Annotated in this window: 14 protein-coding genes and 1 pseudogene; 13 read left to right on the top strand and 2 right to left on the bottom strand. The window is 62.8% G+C overall.

The window, feature by feature from the left end:
- The 3 genes and pseudogenes from E5W87_RS12735 to E5W87_RS12725 all read left to right on the top strand — a co-directional run.
- Nucleotides 1-186, top strand: a pseudogene (locus tag E5W87_RS12735) (DUF3995 domain-containing protein); the annotation flags it as partial.
- The gene (gene ureG, locus E5W87_RS12730; RefSeq protein WP_292397674.1) at nucleotides 183-824 is read left to right on the top strand and encodes an urease accessory protein UreG; all 642 of its coding nucleotides are present in this window, start codon (nucleotides 183-185) and stop codon (nucleotides 822-824) included. The pseudogene E5W87_RS12735 and the gene ureG, both read left to right, overlap by 4 nt.
- Before the next feature lie 84 nt (nucleotides 825-908).
- Nucleotides 909-1,676, top strand: coding sequence for a class II aldolase and adducin N-terminal domain-containing protein (locus tag E5W87_RS12725; RefSeq protein WP_292397673.1), 768 nt, complete (start codon nucleotides 909-911; stop codon nucleotides 1,674-1,676).
- A gap of 97 nt (nucleotides 1,677-1,773) precedes the next feature.
- Here the strand turns inward: E5W87_RS12725 and E5W87_RS12720 are convergent, their stop codons facing one another.
- The gene (locus tag E5W87_RS12720; protein ID WP_292397672.1) at nucleotides 1,774-2,406 is read right to left on the bottom strand and encodes an HAD family phosphatase; all 633 of its coding nucleotides are present in this window, start codon (nucleotides 2,404-2,406) and stop codon (nucleotides 1,774-1,776) included.
- Nucleotides 2,407-2,650: 244 nt separating this feature from the next.
- On the opposite strand from E5W87_RS12720, the gene E5W87_RS12715 reads away from it, so the two are divergent.
- Complete coding sequence (locus E5W87_RS12715) at nucleotides 2,651-3,610, top strand: sugar-binding transcriptional regulator (RefSeq protein WP_292397671.1); 960 nt, start codon at nucleotides 2,651-2,653, stop codon at nucleotides 3,608-3,610.
- Between the two features lie 21 nt (nucleotides 3,611-3,631).
- Here E5W87_RS12715 and E5W87_RS12710 read toward each other — a convergent pair whose 3' ends face one another.
- Nucleotides 3,632-3,817 carry a hypothetical protein gene (locus E5W87_RS12710; protein WP_292397670.1) on the bottom strand — a complete coding sequence of 62 codons (186 nt, stop codon included), beginning with the start codon at nucleotides 3,815-3,817 and terminating at the stop codon, nucleotides 3,632-3,634.
- 110 nt (nucleotides 3,818-3,927) lie between these two features.
- Here E5W87_RS12710 and gcvA point away from each other — a divergent pair, with 110 nt between their 5' ends.
- The 9 genes from gcvA to E5W87_RS12665 form a co-directional block, all read left to right on the top strand.
- A complete protein-coding gene (gene gcvA, locus E5W87_RS12705) occupies nucleotides 3,928-4,836 on the top strand; it encodes a transcriptional regulator GcvA (protein WP_292397669.1) in 909 nt (302 codons plus the stop codon).
- A gap of 224 nt (nucleotides 4,837-5,060) precedes the next feature.
- A complete protein-coding gene (locus E5W87_RS12700; protein WP_292397668.1) occupies nucleotides 5,061-6,371 on the top strand; it encodes a sugar ABC transporter substrate-binding protein in 1,311 nt (436 codons plus the stop codon).
- Between the two features lie 124 nt (nucleotides 6,372-6,495).
- Nucleotides 6,496-7,368 (top strand): carbohydrate ABC transporter permease, encoded by an 873-nt coding sequence (locus E5W87_RS12695; RefSeq protein ID WP_292397667.1) that lies wholly within the window; start codon nucleotides 6,496-6,498, stop codon nucleotides 7,366-7,368.
- 11 nt (nucleotides 7,369-7,379) lie between these two features.
- A complete protein-coding gene (locus E5W87_RS12690) occupies nucleotides 7,380-8,204 on the top strand; it encodes a carbohydrate ABC transporter permease (RefSeq protein ID WP_023801521.1) in 825 nt (274 codons plus the stop codon).
- Nucleotides 8,205-8,254: 50 nt separating this feature from the next.
- Nucleotides 8,255-9,259 carry an ABC transporter ATP-binding protein gene (locus E5W87_RS12685; RefSeq protein ID WP_292222318.1) on the top strand — a complete coding sequence of 335 codons (1,005 nt, stop codon included), beginning with the start codon at nucleotides 8,255-8,257 and terminating at the stop codon, nucleotides 9,257-9,259.
- On the top strand, nucleotides 9,256-10,026 hold the full coding sequence (locus E5W87_RS12680) for an L-iditol 2-dehydrogenase (RefSeq protein ID WP_292397666.1): 771 nt from the start codon (nucleotides 9,256-9,258) through the stop codon (nucleotides 10,024-10,026). Before E5W87_RS12685 ends, E5W87_RS12680 begins: the two co-directional genes overlap by 4 nt.
- Nucleotides 10,027-10,099: 73 nt before the next feature.
- Nucleotides 10,100-11,578: a mannitol dehydrogenase family protein gene (locus E5W87_RS12675; RefSeq protein WP_292397663.1), complete on the top strand. Its 1,479-nt coding sequence runs from the start codon at nucleotides 10,100-10,102 to the stop codon at nucleotides 11,576-11,578.
- Between the two features lie 44 nt (nucleotides 11,579-11,622).
- Nucleotides 11,623-12,306 carry an HAD family hydrolase gene (locus tag E5W87_RS12670; RefSeq protein ID WP_292397660.1) on the top strand — a complete coding sequence of 228 codons (684 nt, stop codon included), beginning with the start codon at nucleotides 11,623-11,625 and terminating at the stop codon, nucleotides 12,304-12,306.
- Nucleotides 12,303-13,668 (top strand): FGGY-family carbohydrate kinase (locus E5W87_RS12665; protein WP_292397656.1); only part of this gene is annotated, 1,366 nt, incomplete at its 3' end. The genes E5W87_RS12670 and E5W87_RS12665, both read left to right, overlap by 4 nt.

Raw genomic sequence — 13,668 nt, 5'->3', positions numbered from 1 at the left:
GCCGCGACAGCGCTGCTCATCGCGCTGGTCTTCCTGGCGCGCGGCATTGCCGGTTTCACGCCGTGGTGGCGCCGGCTGGCGCCCGAACAACCTTTTGCTCGGCTCGATCTGCGGTATTATTCGCCGCTGTGCCTGCTGATCGGGCTCGGCTTCGCCATTCTTGCCATCACGGAGTTTTCCGCATGACCCAAGCCAACGGTCCTCTTCGCATCGGCATCGGCGGCCCCGTCGGCTCCGGCAAGACGACGCTCACCGAAAAGCTCTGCAAGGCGCTGCGCGACGAGTTTTCCATCGCAGTCGTCACCAACGATATCTACACCAAGGAAGATGCCATGATGCTGGCCAGGCTGCAGGCGCTGCCCGAGGATCGCATCATGGGCGTCGAGACCGGCGGCTGCCCGCACACCGCCATTCGTGAGGATGCATCGATCAACCTGCAGGCGATCGCCGAGATGAACAGGAAATTCCCGGATCTCGACATCGTCTTCATCGAATCGGGCGGCGACAATCTTGCCGCCACTTTCTCCCCGGACCTTGCCGATCTGACGCTCTATGTCATCTCGGTCTGCCAGGGCGAGGAGATCCCGAGGAAAGGCGGACCGGCGATCACGCGGTCCGACTTCTTGGTCATCAACAAGAGCGATCTCGCCCCCTATGTGAACGTCAATCTCGACGTCATGGAGAGCGATGCCGCCCGCATGCGCGGCAAGCGGCCGTTCGGCTTCACCGATCTGTCGCGCGGCAAGGGGCTGCAGGAGGTGATCGATTTCATCGTCGAGCATGGCGGGCTGCGGGTCGACGCCGCCAGAAGCACTGCGGCGTAAGGCAAAGCGCTCGTCTGCACCAAACGAAACCGGTTGCGCGTCCCGCCGGCTCGCGGCATCCTTGCTTTTTTACGGAGGTTTTCGATGAGCATCGCCCGCCTGCAGAAGGAAATGCTGACCAACCTGCCCTTCTACGAGGAGCGCGTCGATCTGGCTTGCGCCTTCCGCTGGACGGCGCGGCTCAACATGCACGAGGCGGTGGCCAATCATTTCTCACTGGCCGTCAACGATGACGGCTCGCAATTCCTGATGAATCCCAACCAGGTGCATTTCTCGCGCATCAAGGCGAGTGACCTGCTGCTGATCGACGCCAACGATCCCGATACGCTCTCCGGCCCGAATGCGCCCGACCCGACGGCATGGGGGCTGCATGGCGCCATTCATCGCAATGTCCGTCATGCCCGCTGCGTCATGCATGTGCATTCGATCCACGCCACCGTGCTCGCTTCGCTTGCCGACTCGACGCTGCCGCCGATCGACCAGAACTCTGCGATCTTCTTCAATCGCCACGTCGTCGACGGCCATTATGGCGGGCTCGCCTTCGAGGAGGAGGGCGAACGCTGCTCGCAGCTGCTTACCGATCCGAAGGTAAAGGTGATGGTCATGGGCAATCATGGCGTGCTGGTCATCGGTGATACGGTCGCCGACACCTTCAACCGTATGTTCTATTTCGAGCGCGCCGCCGAAACCTACATCAAGGCGCTGTGGACCGGCCAACCGCTGCGGGTCCTGTCGGATGAAATCGCCGAGAAGGCAGCGCTGGAACAAGAGGACTATCCCGGTCAGGCCGAGCGGCACCTGTCCGAATTGAAGGCGATCCTCGACGAGCAGGAACCGGTCTACCGGAACTGAGCTCCCTTCTTCCCATATATAGCGACGAGGAGAAGGACGCTCTCATCGCCGGTTCGCCAATCATCGGCGTTGCAGGAGGAGCGTCTAGGTTGCCAGCTTAGAGCCCGAGTTCCGCGCGCAATTCGTCGGCGCTGTTGATGTTTGTCGCGCCGGGCGGCCCGTCCATAGGCACTTCCGGCCAGAAGATCGTTCTCATCCCCGCCGCCAGCCCCGCCGTGGCGCCGGTCACGCTGTCGTCGACGGCCACGGCATCGGCCGGATCGACACCGGCCAGCCAAGCGGCGCGCAGGAAGGGTTCGGCGTGCGGCTTGCCTTCGTGCACGTCATTGCGGCTGATTGTCTTCATGCCGGGGTAGAAGAGGCCAACCGCACGCAAATTGGCATCGACGATCAGCCGGTCGGAGTTGGATACCACCGCTTGCGCCACGCCAATCGCACGCAGTTCGTTGAAGATCTCGATCGCGCCGATGCGCGGCTTCAGCGTCTCGGCCATCGGCAGATAGTGATCGTATTTGCGCACGATCCAGTCGTCGAAGGGCAGGTCGAGGCCGAACTCGTCGCGCAGCATCTCGTAGACCGGCCATGCGGCAATGCCCAGCACCCGCTCATGCAGGTTGGCTGGCGCGGCGATGCCGACGCTGTGCAGCGCCGCAATCAGCGCCGCCTCGTGCAATGGCTCGCTGTCGACCAGCGTGCCGTCCATGTCCCAGAAAACCGCTTTCGGCGTCATGCGAGGCTCCTTTGTCTGAATCCCTTAAAGGGTTTGCGTCGGGAGATAAACCGCCGCGCCTGACTGCACGGACATTGCGGGACTTCAAAAATTGCTTGGCTACAATCATCCACTCGAAACACCACAGGTGCCTCGGCAGTTCACCTAAGCAATTGCTCTTGTGATAGGCAATTGCGCACAAGCGCATTCCCCCTTAAAAGTAAAGCGCCCCCGCATTGATGCTCGGGGGCAGGGAGGCAGCAAGTTGAATTCCCGGCAGGACAGCGGCAGCAACAGGCTGGACGACGCGGCACGCGCCGGCTGGCTCTACTACGTCGCCGGCAACACGCAGGACCAGATCGCCTCGACGCTCGGCATCTCACGGCAGACGGCGCAGCGGCTGGTGTCGCTGGCGGTGTCGGAAGGGTTGATCAAGGTGCGCGTCGACCACCCGATCGCCAATTGCCTCGATCTCGAGGCGCGACTGAAATCGCGTTTCGCGCTCGATCTGGTCGAGGTGGTGCCGAGCGATCCTGCTTCCTCCTCGACCATCATCGGCGTCGCCGAGGCGGCGGCCGCCGAGATTGAACGGCGGCTGCGGTCGCCGACGCCGATCGTCATGGCCATCGGCACCGGCCGCACGCTGAAGGCGGCAATCGAGCAGCTGCCGCCGATGGAATGCCCGCAGCACAAGGTGGTGTCGCTGACCGGCAACATCTCGCCCGACGGCTCGGCCGCCTTCTACAACGTCATCTTCACCATGGCCGACAGGGTCAAGGCGCGCTCCTTCCCGATGCCGTTGCCGGTCATCGCCTCCTCGCCGGAGGAGCGCGAGATGCTGCTCAGCCAACCGATGATCCAACCGACGCTGGCGCTTGCAGCGGAAGCCGACGTCACGTTCATCGGCATCGGCGATCTCGGCCCGAAGGCGCCGCTCTATGAAGACGGCTTCATTTCGGAAAGTGAATTGAAGGCGCTGCAGAAAGCCGGCGGCGTCGCCGAAATCGTCGGCTGGGTGTTCGATCGCGAAGGCCGGATGATCGAGGGCATCACCAATGACAGGGTGTCTTCGGCATCGCTGCCGTCGCGCGAAAAATCGTTGGTGATCGCACTCGCCATGGGCGAGCGGAAGCTGCCCGGCATCCTTGCAGCGGTGAATCGGCGGCTGGTCAACGGCCTTATCACCGACGAGCGGACCGCCGCCGCTTTGCTGGCGGCCAGTTGATTAGGGATAAGTCCAGCAAGGCTATTTGCGCCGACCGTAAGGATCGTTGCCATCGAGAAAACCCATGTCGCGCTGCAGATGCGGCGGCAATTCCCTGATGTCGAGATAGGCCCGTTTTCTCGCCGCGTGCCGTGCAAGCCCGCGCGCCAGCCGCGAAAACCAGCTTTGGCCTGGCGTTAGAAACAGCTTTTCCTGGATCGTGGTCATGATCGTCAGCCTTCGCTATGCTTGAACTGATTGATGCGTCGACCACAAATATCGGCTTGACGGCGCCTTGCCGCCAATCAAACGTCGATCACGGCCCATAAGGAGGCCTTATGCCCGAACTCAATGCACGACAGATCTCGCAGCTCCCGCCGCTCGCCGCGATCCGGGTGTTCGAGGCGGTGGCGCGGCATCTATCCTTCACCAAGGCCGCCGGCGAGCTCGGCATGACGCAGGCGGCGGCGAGCTATCAGATCAAGCTTCTGGAAGAGCGCGTCGGCGCGCCGCTATTCTTGCGCCGACCCAAGCAGATCGTGTTGACCGAGGCCGGGCAGCGTCTGGCGCCGGCGGTCAGCGAGGCCTTTGCCCTGTTAAGCGGAGCCTATGCCGCTGCGCGCAGCGGCGCCGATGGCGTGCTGTGCGTTTCGACGCTGCTGACTTTTGCCTCCAACTGGCTGGCCCGGCATCTCGGCTCCTTCCAGGTCGCGCATCCGTCGCTGGCCGTTCGCCTCGACACGTCGAACAGGGTCGTCGACTTTACCCGCGAGGATATCGACATCGCCATCCGCTCCGGCGGCGGCACCTGGCCGGGAGTCGAGGTGCACAAGCTTTTCAATGCGGATTTCACACCGGTTCTGAGCCCGCAGCTCGCGGCCAGCATCGGTGGCGTCAAGGAGCCGGCCGACCTGCTGCGCTTGCCGATCCTCGATCCTGGCGACCCATGGTGGCGGGACTGGTTCATCGCCGCCGGCCTGCCGGTCGAGGAATTGGCAAGGCGCCCCGGCTCCAGCATGGGCGCGCAGGCCTATGAGGCGAACGCCGCCATCGCCGGGCAGGGCGTGGCGATCGTGACCAAGGCGCTGTTCAGCGCCGAACTTGCAGATGGCCGCCTGATCCAGCCTTTCGACCTGGTCGGCGACGATGGCCACGCCTATTGGCTGGTCTATCCCCAGGCGCGGCGCAACGTGCCGAAAATCCGCGCCTTCCGCGACTGGATCCTGGCCGAGATCGCCGGCCGATAGGTCGACAATCCGTCCGATCAAGTGGGCACCGAAATCCGACATTTCGCGCGTGCCGAGAGCCATCCAACCGTCTTCAAATAGTCCCGAAAAGCGCCTGGAATCGGATGCCGCAGGAGCCCGCGTGCTGCATTGCAGCAACGAATCCGGCTTGACATAATTCACGGAGAGTGAGTAATTGCCCATAGCCAAGGCAAATGCTCAGCTTGGTCTATGGGAGGAATTTGATGAAACTTCGCACGCTCACCCTGGGTCTGTTGTCGGCCAGCACCCTCGCGTTCGCCGCGCATGCCGAATCCATCACCATCGCCACCGTCAACAATGGCGATATGGTCCGCATGCAGACGCTGACCGACGACTTCACCGCCAAGAACCCTGATATCCAGCTCCAGTGGGTCACGCTCGAGGAGAACGTGCTGCGCGAGCGCGTCACCACGGACATCGCCACCAAGGGTGGCCAGTACGACGTGATGACCATCGGCACCTACGAGGTTCCGATCTGGGCCAAGCAGAGCTGGCTGTTGCCGCTCGACAAGCTCGGCGACGACTATGACATCAAGGACATCATCCCGGCGATCGCCGGCGGCCTGTCGGTCGACGGCACCCTTTACGCAGCACCGTTTTACGGCGAAAGCTCCTTCGTCATGTACCGCAAGGACCTGATGGAGAAGGCCGGGCTGACCATGCCCGACGCGCCGACCTGGGACTTCATCAAGCAGGCCGCCGATAAGATGACGGATCGCGCCAACGGCGTGAACGGCGTCTGCTTGCGCGGCAAGGCCGGCTGGGGCGAGAACATGGCCTTCCTGACCGCCATGTCGAACTCGTTCGGCGCACGCTGGTTCGACGAGAACTGGAAGCCGCAGTTCGACCAGCCCGAATGGAAGAACACGCTGCAGTTCTATGTCGACCTGATGAAGGCCAACGGCCCTGAGGGCGCGTCTTCGAACGGCTTCAACGAAAACCTGGCGCTGTTCCAGCAGGGCAAATGCGGCATGTGGATCGACGCCACCGTCGCGGCCTCCTTCGTCTCCGACCCGAAGAACTCAACGGTCGCCGACAAGGTCGGTTATGCGCTGGCGCCCGACAACGGCTTGGGCAAGCGCGGCAACTGGCTGTGGGCCTGGTCGCTGGCCATTCCCGCCGGCACGCAAAAGGCTGACGCCGCTCAGAAATTCGTCTCCTGGGCAACCAGCAAAGCCTATGCCGAGCTGGTCGCATCGAAGGAAGGCTGGGCCAATGTTCCGCCCGGAACACGCTCTTCGCTCTACGCCAACCCCGAGTACCAGAAGGCGGCGCCCTTCGCCAAGATGACGCTGGACTCGATCAACGCCGCCGATCCGACGCATCCGACCGTCAAGCCGGTGCCTTATGTCGGCGTTCAGTTCGTCGCCATACCCGAGTTCCAGGGCCTTGGCACCACCGTCGGCCAGCTCTTCTCGGCGGCACTCGCCGGCCAGACGAGCGTCGACGACGCCTTGAAGCAGGCGCAGGAAGCTGCAACCGCGACGATGACCGAGGGCGGTTATATCCAGTAAGGCTCCTCCCGGTGCCGAACGCCGGTTGCCTATCATGGCCGGCAAAAGGGGCCGCCCGAATCCCAGTTCGGGCGGCCACCTTCACACTTTTGAAAATTTGGCTGACCTTTGAAGGGTGACCGTCATGGCTACTCAGCAGACCCGTTCGCTTGCCCGCTTCATGATGGCACCATCCGTGGTGCTGCTGTTCGTCTGGATGATCGTACCGCTGGCATTCACCCTGTGGTTCTCCTTCCAGCAGTACAATCCGCTCAACCCGATCCGCGACGGGTTCGTCGGCTTCTCGAATTACGCGCTTTTCTATTCAAACCCGGCATTCCTGCAGTCGATCCTCAACACGCTTATCCTCGTGGTCAGCGTGCTTTTGATCACGGTGATCGGCGGCATCCTGCTGGCACTTCTGCTCGATCAGCCGATATGGGGACAGGGCATCGTCCGCATCCTCGTCATCTCGCCGTTCTTCGTCATGCCGCCGGTGGCCGCACTGGTCTGGAAGAACATGATCATGCATCCGCAATACGGCGTCTTTGCCGATATCGCGCGCTTCTTCGGCGGGCAGCCGATCGACTGGTTCGGGCAGTATCCGATGCCGGCGATCATCATCATCGTCGCCTGGCAGTGGCTGCCGTTTGCGACATTGATTCTTTTGACCTCGCTGCAGTCGCTCGATGGCGAGCAGAAAGAGGCCGCCGAGATGGACGGGGCCGGCTTCATCAGCCGCTTCATCTACCTGACGCTGCCGCACATGTCGCGCGCCATCACCGTCGTCATCCTGATCCAGACGATCTTCCTGTTGTCGGTCTATGCCGAGATCCTCGTCACCACCAATGGCGGCCCCGGTTACGCCTCCACCAACCTGCCCTTCCTCGTCTACCAGAAGGCGCTGCTGGAGTTCAAAATCGGCCAGGCATCCGCCGGCGGTATCCTCGCCGTCATTCTCGCCAACATCGTCGCCTTCTTCGCCATGCGCGCGGTCGGCAAGAACCTGGACAAATAAGGGAGGAAACGATGGCACGTGCAGTCAGCACCCAGCACAAGACGATTGCGACCGCGGCCGCCTGGATCGTCGCTCTGCTGATCTTCTTTCCGATCCTCTATACGATCATCACCTCGTTCAAGTCGGAGCAGGAGGCCATCCAGGGCTTCAACCTGTTTCCGTCGGGAACCACGGAGAGCTATACCGCGGTCGAGGCGCAGAGCGGCTACTTCAAGTTCTTCCTCAACTCGGTGTTCCTGTCGGTCGGCTCAACCATTCTGGCCTTGCTTGTCGCCATACCGGCGGCATGGTCGATGGCGTTCTCGCCGGGCAAGTGGACCAAGGACATCCTGATGTGGATGCTTTCCACCAAGATGATGCCGGCGGTTGCCGTGCTGTTCCCGATCTACCTGATCTTCCGCGATACCGGATTGCTCGACAGCCGCATCGGCCTGATGATCATGCTGATGCTGATCAACCTGCCGATCGTGGTGTGGATGCTCTACACCTATTTCCGCGAGATCCCCGGCGAGATCCTGGAAGCGGCGCGCATGGACGGCGCCTCGCTCTGGAACGAGATCGTCTATGTGCTGACGCCGATGGCAGTGCCGGGCATCGCCTCGACGATGCTGCTTAACATCATCCTGGCATGGAACGAGGCGTTCTGGACGATCCGGCTGACCACCACCGAGGCCGCCCCGCTCACTGCCTTCATCAGCTCATTCTCCAGCCCGCAAGGCCTGTTCTGGGCCAAGCTGTCGGCGGCCTCGACGCTGGCGATCGCGCCGATCCTGATCATGGGCTGGTTCAGCCAGAAGCAGCTGGTGCGCGGCCTGACATTTGGCGCCGTGAAGTGACGGACGTTACCTGAAGCATCAGGCGAAAATAACCCCTAGGGGAGGAAACCATGGGAAACATCACGCTCAAGAACGTCTCCAAGTCCTTCGGGTCGACGATCATCATTCCGGGCATCGACCTGGTCATCGAGAACGGCGAGTTCGTCGTCTTCGTCGGCCCGTCGGGCTGCGGCAAGTCCACGCTGCTGCGGCTGATCGCCGGGCTTGAGGACACCACCGCCGGCACCATCAACATCGATGGCCGCGACGTGACCGGCGAGGCGCCGGCCAAGCGCAAGCTGGCCATGGTGTTCCAGTCCTATGCGCTCTACCCGCATATGACGGTGGCCAAGAACATCGCGTTTCCGCTGAAGATGGCGGGGGAGGACCAGGCGACCATCGACAGGAAGGTCAAGGATGCGGCGCGCGTCTTGAACCTAACCAACTATCTCGAACGCCGCCCCGGCCAGCTCTCCGGCGGGCAGCGCCAGCGCGTCGCCATCGGCCGCGCCATCGTGCGCCAGCCTTCGGCCTTCCTGTTCGACGAGCCTTTGTCCAACCTCGACGCGGCCCTGCGCGGCACCATGCGGCTGGAAATCAGTGAGCTGCATCATCAGCTCAAGACGACGATGGTCTACGTCACCCACGACCAGGTCGAGGCGATGACCATGGCCGACAAGATCGTCGTGCTCAATGCCGGCAATGTCGAGCAGGTCGGCTCGCCGATGGAACTCTACAAGACGCCGAAGAACCTGTTCGTCGCCGGCTTCATCGGTTCGCCGAAGATGAACCTGATCGAAGGCGCGCCAGCGGCCAAGTACGGTGCCAGGACCGTCGGTATCCGTCCCGAGCATATGAACATTTCGACGACATCAGGCGACTGGAAGGCCACAGTCGGTGTCGCCGAGCACCTTGGCTCCGATACGTTTTTGCACGTGCAGGCGGACGGCGTCGGTCCGCTGACCGTGCGCGCCGACGGCGAACTGGCCGTCGATCACGGCGACACGATCTACCTGACCCCGGACAAGGCCAAGCTGCACCGCTTCGGCGCCGACGGAAAGGCCATGATGCAATGAGGCTCGAGGGTAAATCGGCGCTGATCACCGGTTCGGCGCGCGGCATCGGCAGGGCGTTCGCCGAAGCCTATGTGCGCGAGGGCGCCACGGTTGCGATCGGCGACATCAATCTCGAAGCTGCGGAAAAGACAGCTTCCGAGATCGGTGCGAAAGCCTATGCGGTCAAGCTCGATGTCACCGATCTCGCTTCGATCGAGGCGGCAGTGAAAGCGGTCGAGACAAGGACCGGCGGGCTGGACATTCTGATCAACAACGCCGCTCTGTTCGATCTGGCGCCGATCGTCGAGATATCGAAGGCGAGCTACGACAGGCTGTTTTCCGTCAATGTCGCCGGCACGCTGTTCATGCTGCAGGCAGCCGCCCGCTCGATGATCGCCCGGGGCAAGGGCGGCAAGATCATCAACATGGCGAGCCAGGCCGGGCGGCGCGGCGAGGCGCTGGTTGGCGTCTATTGCGCCACCAAGGCCGCCGTCATCTCGCTCACCCAGTCGGCTGGGCTCGACTTGATCAAGCACCGCATCAACGTCAACGCCATCGCGCCGGGCGTCGTCGACGGCGAGCACTGGGATCATGTCGATTCCCTGTTCGCCAAGTACGAGAACCGGCCGAAAGGCGAGAAGAAGAAGCTGGTCGGCGAAGCGGTGCCTTATGGCCGCATGGGCACGGCGCAAGACCTCACAGGCATGGCGGTGTTCCTGGCCAGCGAGGACGCCGAGTACATCGTCGCCCAGACCTACAATGTCGACGGCGGCCAGTGGTTGAGTTGAGGGGGGCGAAGGCGCTCTTCTCCCCGTTTCCTCCACGGGGAGAAGAGCCGTCCCGCCCAAGGGTAAAAAGCAGATGACCGTGAAACTCTCGTCTTCCATTCTCGCCAAACTTCCGCCCAAGGTTGCCGGCCCGAAATATGATCGCGCGGCGCTCAAGCCCGGCATCGTGCATTTCGGCGTCGGCAATTTCCACCGCTCGCATCAGGCAGTCTATCTCGACGATCTGTTCAATTCGGGCATCGGTCGCGACTGGGCACTTGTCGGCGCGGGCGTCTTCGAGGGCGAGAAGGTCGGCCGCGGCAAGCTGCAGGAACAGGACTGGTTGACCACCGTGGTCGAGCAGGACAGTGGCCACATGAGCGCCCGCGTCACCGGCGTCATGGTCGACTTCCTGATGCCGGGCGACGCGGCCGCGATCATCGAACGGCTTGCCGATCCGGCGATAAGGATCGTTTCGCTTACCATCACCGAAGGCGGCTATTTCATCGATCCGGCGTCCGGCGTGTTCAATCCAACCCATCCCGACATTGTCGCCGATGCTGAGCCGGGCGCTACGCCGAAGACCGTCTTCGGCATAATCCTTGCCGGGCTGATCCGCCGCCGCGAAGACGGCATCGTGCCCTTCACGATCATGTCTTGCGACAACATCCCCCACAACGGCCATGTCACCTCTGACGGCGTCGTCGGTCTTGCTCGCCTGATCGACGAGGATTTGGCGAAGTGGGTGAGCGAGGAAGTCGCTTTTCCGAACGGCATGGTCGACCGCATCACGCCGGCCACCACCGACCGTGAGCGCGACATCCTGTCGAGCGAATTTGGGCTTGAAGACAACTGGCCGGTGTTCTGTGAGCCGTTCAAGCAATGGGTGCTGGAGGACCATTTCACCGACGGCCGCCCGCCGTTGGAAAAGGTCGGCGTGCAGTTCGTCAGCGATGTTGCGCCCTACGAGCTGATGAAGATCCGCATCCTCAATGGCGGCCATGCGACTATCGCCTATCCGGCCGGACTGATGGACATCCATTTCGTCCACGAGGCGATGCAGGAGCCGCTGGTGCGCGGCTTTCTCGACAGGCTGGAGCACGACGAGATCATCCCGACCGTGCCGCCGGTGCCGGACACCGTGCTGGAGGACTATTATCAACTCATCGAGCACCGCTTCTCCAATCCAAAGATCGGCGACACGGTTCGCAGGCTTTGTCTCGATGGCTCCAACCGGCAGCCGAAATTCATCATCCCGACCATCGCCGACCGGTTGAAAGCCGGCAAGGGCGTCGCCGGCCTGGCGCTCGAATCGGCGCTCTGGTGCCGCTACTGCTTCGGCACGACGGATAGCGGCGCCGTCATCGAACCCAATGATCCTAATTGGGACCGGCTGCAGACGACCGCCAAAGCGGCAAAGGATGCGCCTGCTGCCTGGCTTGCGATGGAAGACATCTATGGCGATGTCGGCCGCTCGGCGCCGTTTGTCGAGGCTTTCGCCCGGGCGCTCAAGGCGCTCTGGGCGGACGGTGCGCGTGCGACACTGACGCGCTATCTCGCCGGCAATCTCTGATTTCGGCTCAATGCCCATGAAGTCCCGCCCATGAAGGCCCTGCAATGACGCCCGACCTGGTCATCTTCGACTGTGACGGCGTGCTGGTCGACAGCGAGACGCTGTCCGTCGCGGCGCTGCTGGGCATGATCACGATTGCCGGCGGCACTATCAGCGAGGAGATCGCTTACGAGCATTTTCTCGGCAAGAGCATGAAAAGCGTTCGCGAAATTCTTCTTCGCGACTTCGAGCTTGATATCACCGACCAGCATCTGAGCGAGATGCGCATCGAGCTGATGCGCAAATTTCGCGAGGAGCTGAAGCCGATCCCTGGCATCGGGCAGGTTCTGCCGAGGCTCGGGCTGCCATGCTGCGTCGCTTCCTCCGGCACGCTGGACCGCATCCGCTATGCGCTCGACATCACCGGGCTGCTCCGACTGCTCGAGCCTCATCTGTTCAGCGCCGCCATGGTCGCGCGCGGCAAGCCGGCGCCGGACCTTTTTCTCCACGCAGCTGCCGAAATGGGGGCAATCCCGCAAAATTGTCTCGTCATCGAGGACAGCCCCGCCGGCATCGAGGCGGCGCGGGCGGCAGGCATGCGCGTCCTTGCCTTCACCGGCGGCTCACATACTGGCAGCCCGGCACTGAAAGCGCGGCTTGCGTCGAGTGAGCCGGACTTTATATTCGCTGACATGCTGCAATTGCCCGATCTGATTGCAGGCCTGGGAGCGAGAGCAAGAACACCTTGACGAAAAGTTTCGTTTGCGCGGTCGATGTCGGCACCGGGAGCGCCCGCGCGGGCATTCTCGACACCGGAGGTACCTTGCTCGGTCGCGCCGAGCACCCGATCGTCATGAACCGGCCGAAGGCGGACCACGCCGAACATGATTCGCAGGACATCTGGTCGGCGGTCTGCATTGCTGTGCGCGCCGCCCGCGAAAAAGCCGGAGTGGCAGCGCAAGATATCGTCGGCATCTCCTTCGATGCCACCTGCTCGCTGGTGGTGCGCGGCAGGGATGGTGGCCAGCTCAGCGTGTCGGTATCGGGCGAAAGGCGCTGGGACACCGTCGTCTGGCTCGATCACCGCGCCATTGCCGAGGCGGATGAATGCACCGAAAGCGGCCATGCCGTGCTCGACTATATCGGCGGCGTCATGTCGCCGGAAATGGCGACGCCGAAGCTGATGTGGCTGAAGCGCAATCTGCCCGGGACATGGAATGAAGCCAGCTATTTATTCGACCTCACCGACTTTCTCACCTGGAAGGCGACCGGCTCGCTGGCCCGTTCACAGTGCACGCTGACCGCCAAGTGGACTTATCTGGCGCATGAGGAAACCGGTTGGCGGCGTAGCTTCTTCGAAGCCGTCGGGCTTGGCGACCTTTTCGAGCATGGCAATCTGCCTGACAAGGCCAGCCCGGTCGGCGCCGACATCGGCCGGCTGCGTGCGGAAGCTGCGGCTGAGCTTGGCCTGACCGAAAAATGCCGGGTCGGCGCCGGCGTCATTGACGCCTATGCCGGCGCGCTTGGCGTCCTCGGCGGCTTTGCCGGCGATGAAACCAATATCGGCCGCCATCTGGCGCTGATCGCCGGCACGTCGAGCTGCGTCATGGCGATGTCGCCCGATCCGCAACCCTTTGCCGGCGTCTGGGGCCCGTATTATGGCGCGGCCCTTCCCCGGCTTTGGCTGTCGGAAGGTGGCCAATCGGCCACCGGCGCGCTGCTCGACCATATCATCCGCTGGCATGGCGCCGGCGGTGAGCCGGACGCCGCCATGCACGCCAGGATCGCCCGGCGTGTCGCCGAACTGCGGGCCATAGAGGGCGAGAATCTTGCGGCAAGGCTGCATGTGCTGCCGGATTTCCACGGCAACCGCTCGCCGCTCGCCGATCCGCATGCGGTCGGCGTCATCAGCGGGCTGACGTTGGATTCCTCCTTCGACAGCCTGTGCAAGCTCTATTGGCGCACCGCCGTCGGCATCGCGCTGGGGGTGCGACATGTGCTGGAGGCACTGAACGAGAATGGCTATCTGATCGACACGCTGCATGTCACCGGCGGGCACACCAAGAACCCGCTGCTGATGGAGCTTTACGCCGACGCCACCGGCTGCACGG

Source organism: Mesorhizobium sp. (assembly GCF_004962925.1).
In the GTDB taxonomy this organism is placed as follows: Bacteria; Pseudomonadota; Alphaproteobacteria; order Rhizobiales; family Rhizobiaceae; genus Mesorhizobium.
The sequence above is the reverse complement of the archived record's forward strand: the minus strand, read 5'-3'. Positions and strand labels throughout refer to the sequence as shown.

Coding starts and splice junctions, on each gene's coding strand:
- E5W87_RS12720 (WP_292397672.1), bottom strand. CDS start 2,406: ATGACGCCGAAAGCGGTTTTCTGGGACATGGACGGCACGCTGGTCGAC.
- E5W87_RS12710 (WP_292397670.1), bottom strand. CDS start 3,817: ATGACCACGATCCAGGAAAAGCTGTTTCTAACGCCAGGCCAAAGCTGG.
- E5W87_RS12675 (WP_292397663.1), top strand. CDS start 10,100: ATGACCGTGAAACTCTCGTCTTCCATTCTCGCCAAACTTCCGCCCAAG.
- E5W87_RS12695 (WP_292397667.1), top strand. CDS start 6,496: ATGGCTACTCAGCAGACCCGTTCGCTTGCCCGCTTCATGATGGCACCA.
- E5W87_RS12725 (WP_292397673.1), top strand. CDS start 909: ATGAGCATCGCCCGCCTGCAGAAGGAAATGCTGACCAACCTGCCCTTC.
- E5W87_RS12700 (WP_292397668.1), top strand. CDS start 5,061: ATGAAACTTCGCACGCTCACCCTGGGTCTGTTGTCGGCCAGCACCCTC.
- E5W87_RS12685 (WP_292222318.1), top strand. CDS start 8,255: ATGGGAAACATCACGCTCAAGAACGTCTCCAAGTCCTTCGGGTCGACG.
- ureG (WP_292397674.1), top strand. CDS start 183: ATGACCCAAGCCAACGGTCCTCTTCGCATCGGCATCGGCGGCCCCGTC.
- E5W87_RS12680 (WP_292397666.1), top strand. CDS start 9,256: ATGAGGCTCGAGGGTAAATCGGCGCTGATCACCGGTTCGGCGCGCGGC.
- E5W87_RS12690 (WP_023801521.1), top strand. CDS start 7,380: ATGGCACGTGCAGTCAGCACCCAGCACAAGACGATTGCGACCGCGGCC.
- gcvA (WP_292397669.1), top strand. CDS start 3,928: ATGCCCGAACTCAATGCACGACAGATCTCGCAGCTCCCGCCGCTCGCC.
- E5W87_RS12670 (WP_292397660.1), top strand. CDS start 11,623: ATGACGCCCGACCTGGTCATCTTCGACTGTGACGGCGTGCTGGTCGAC.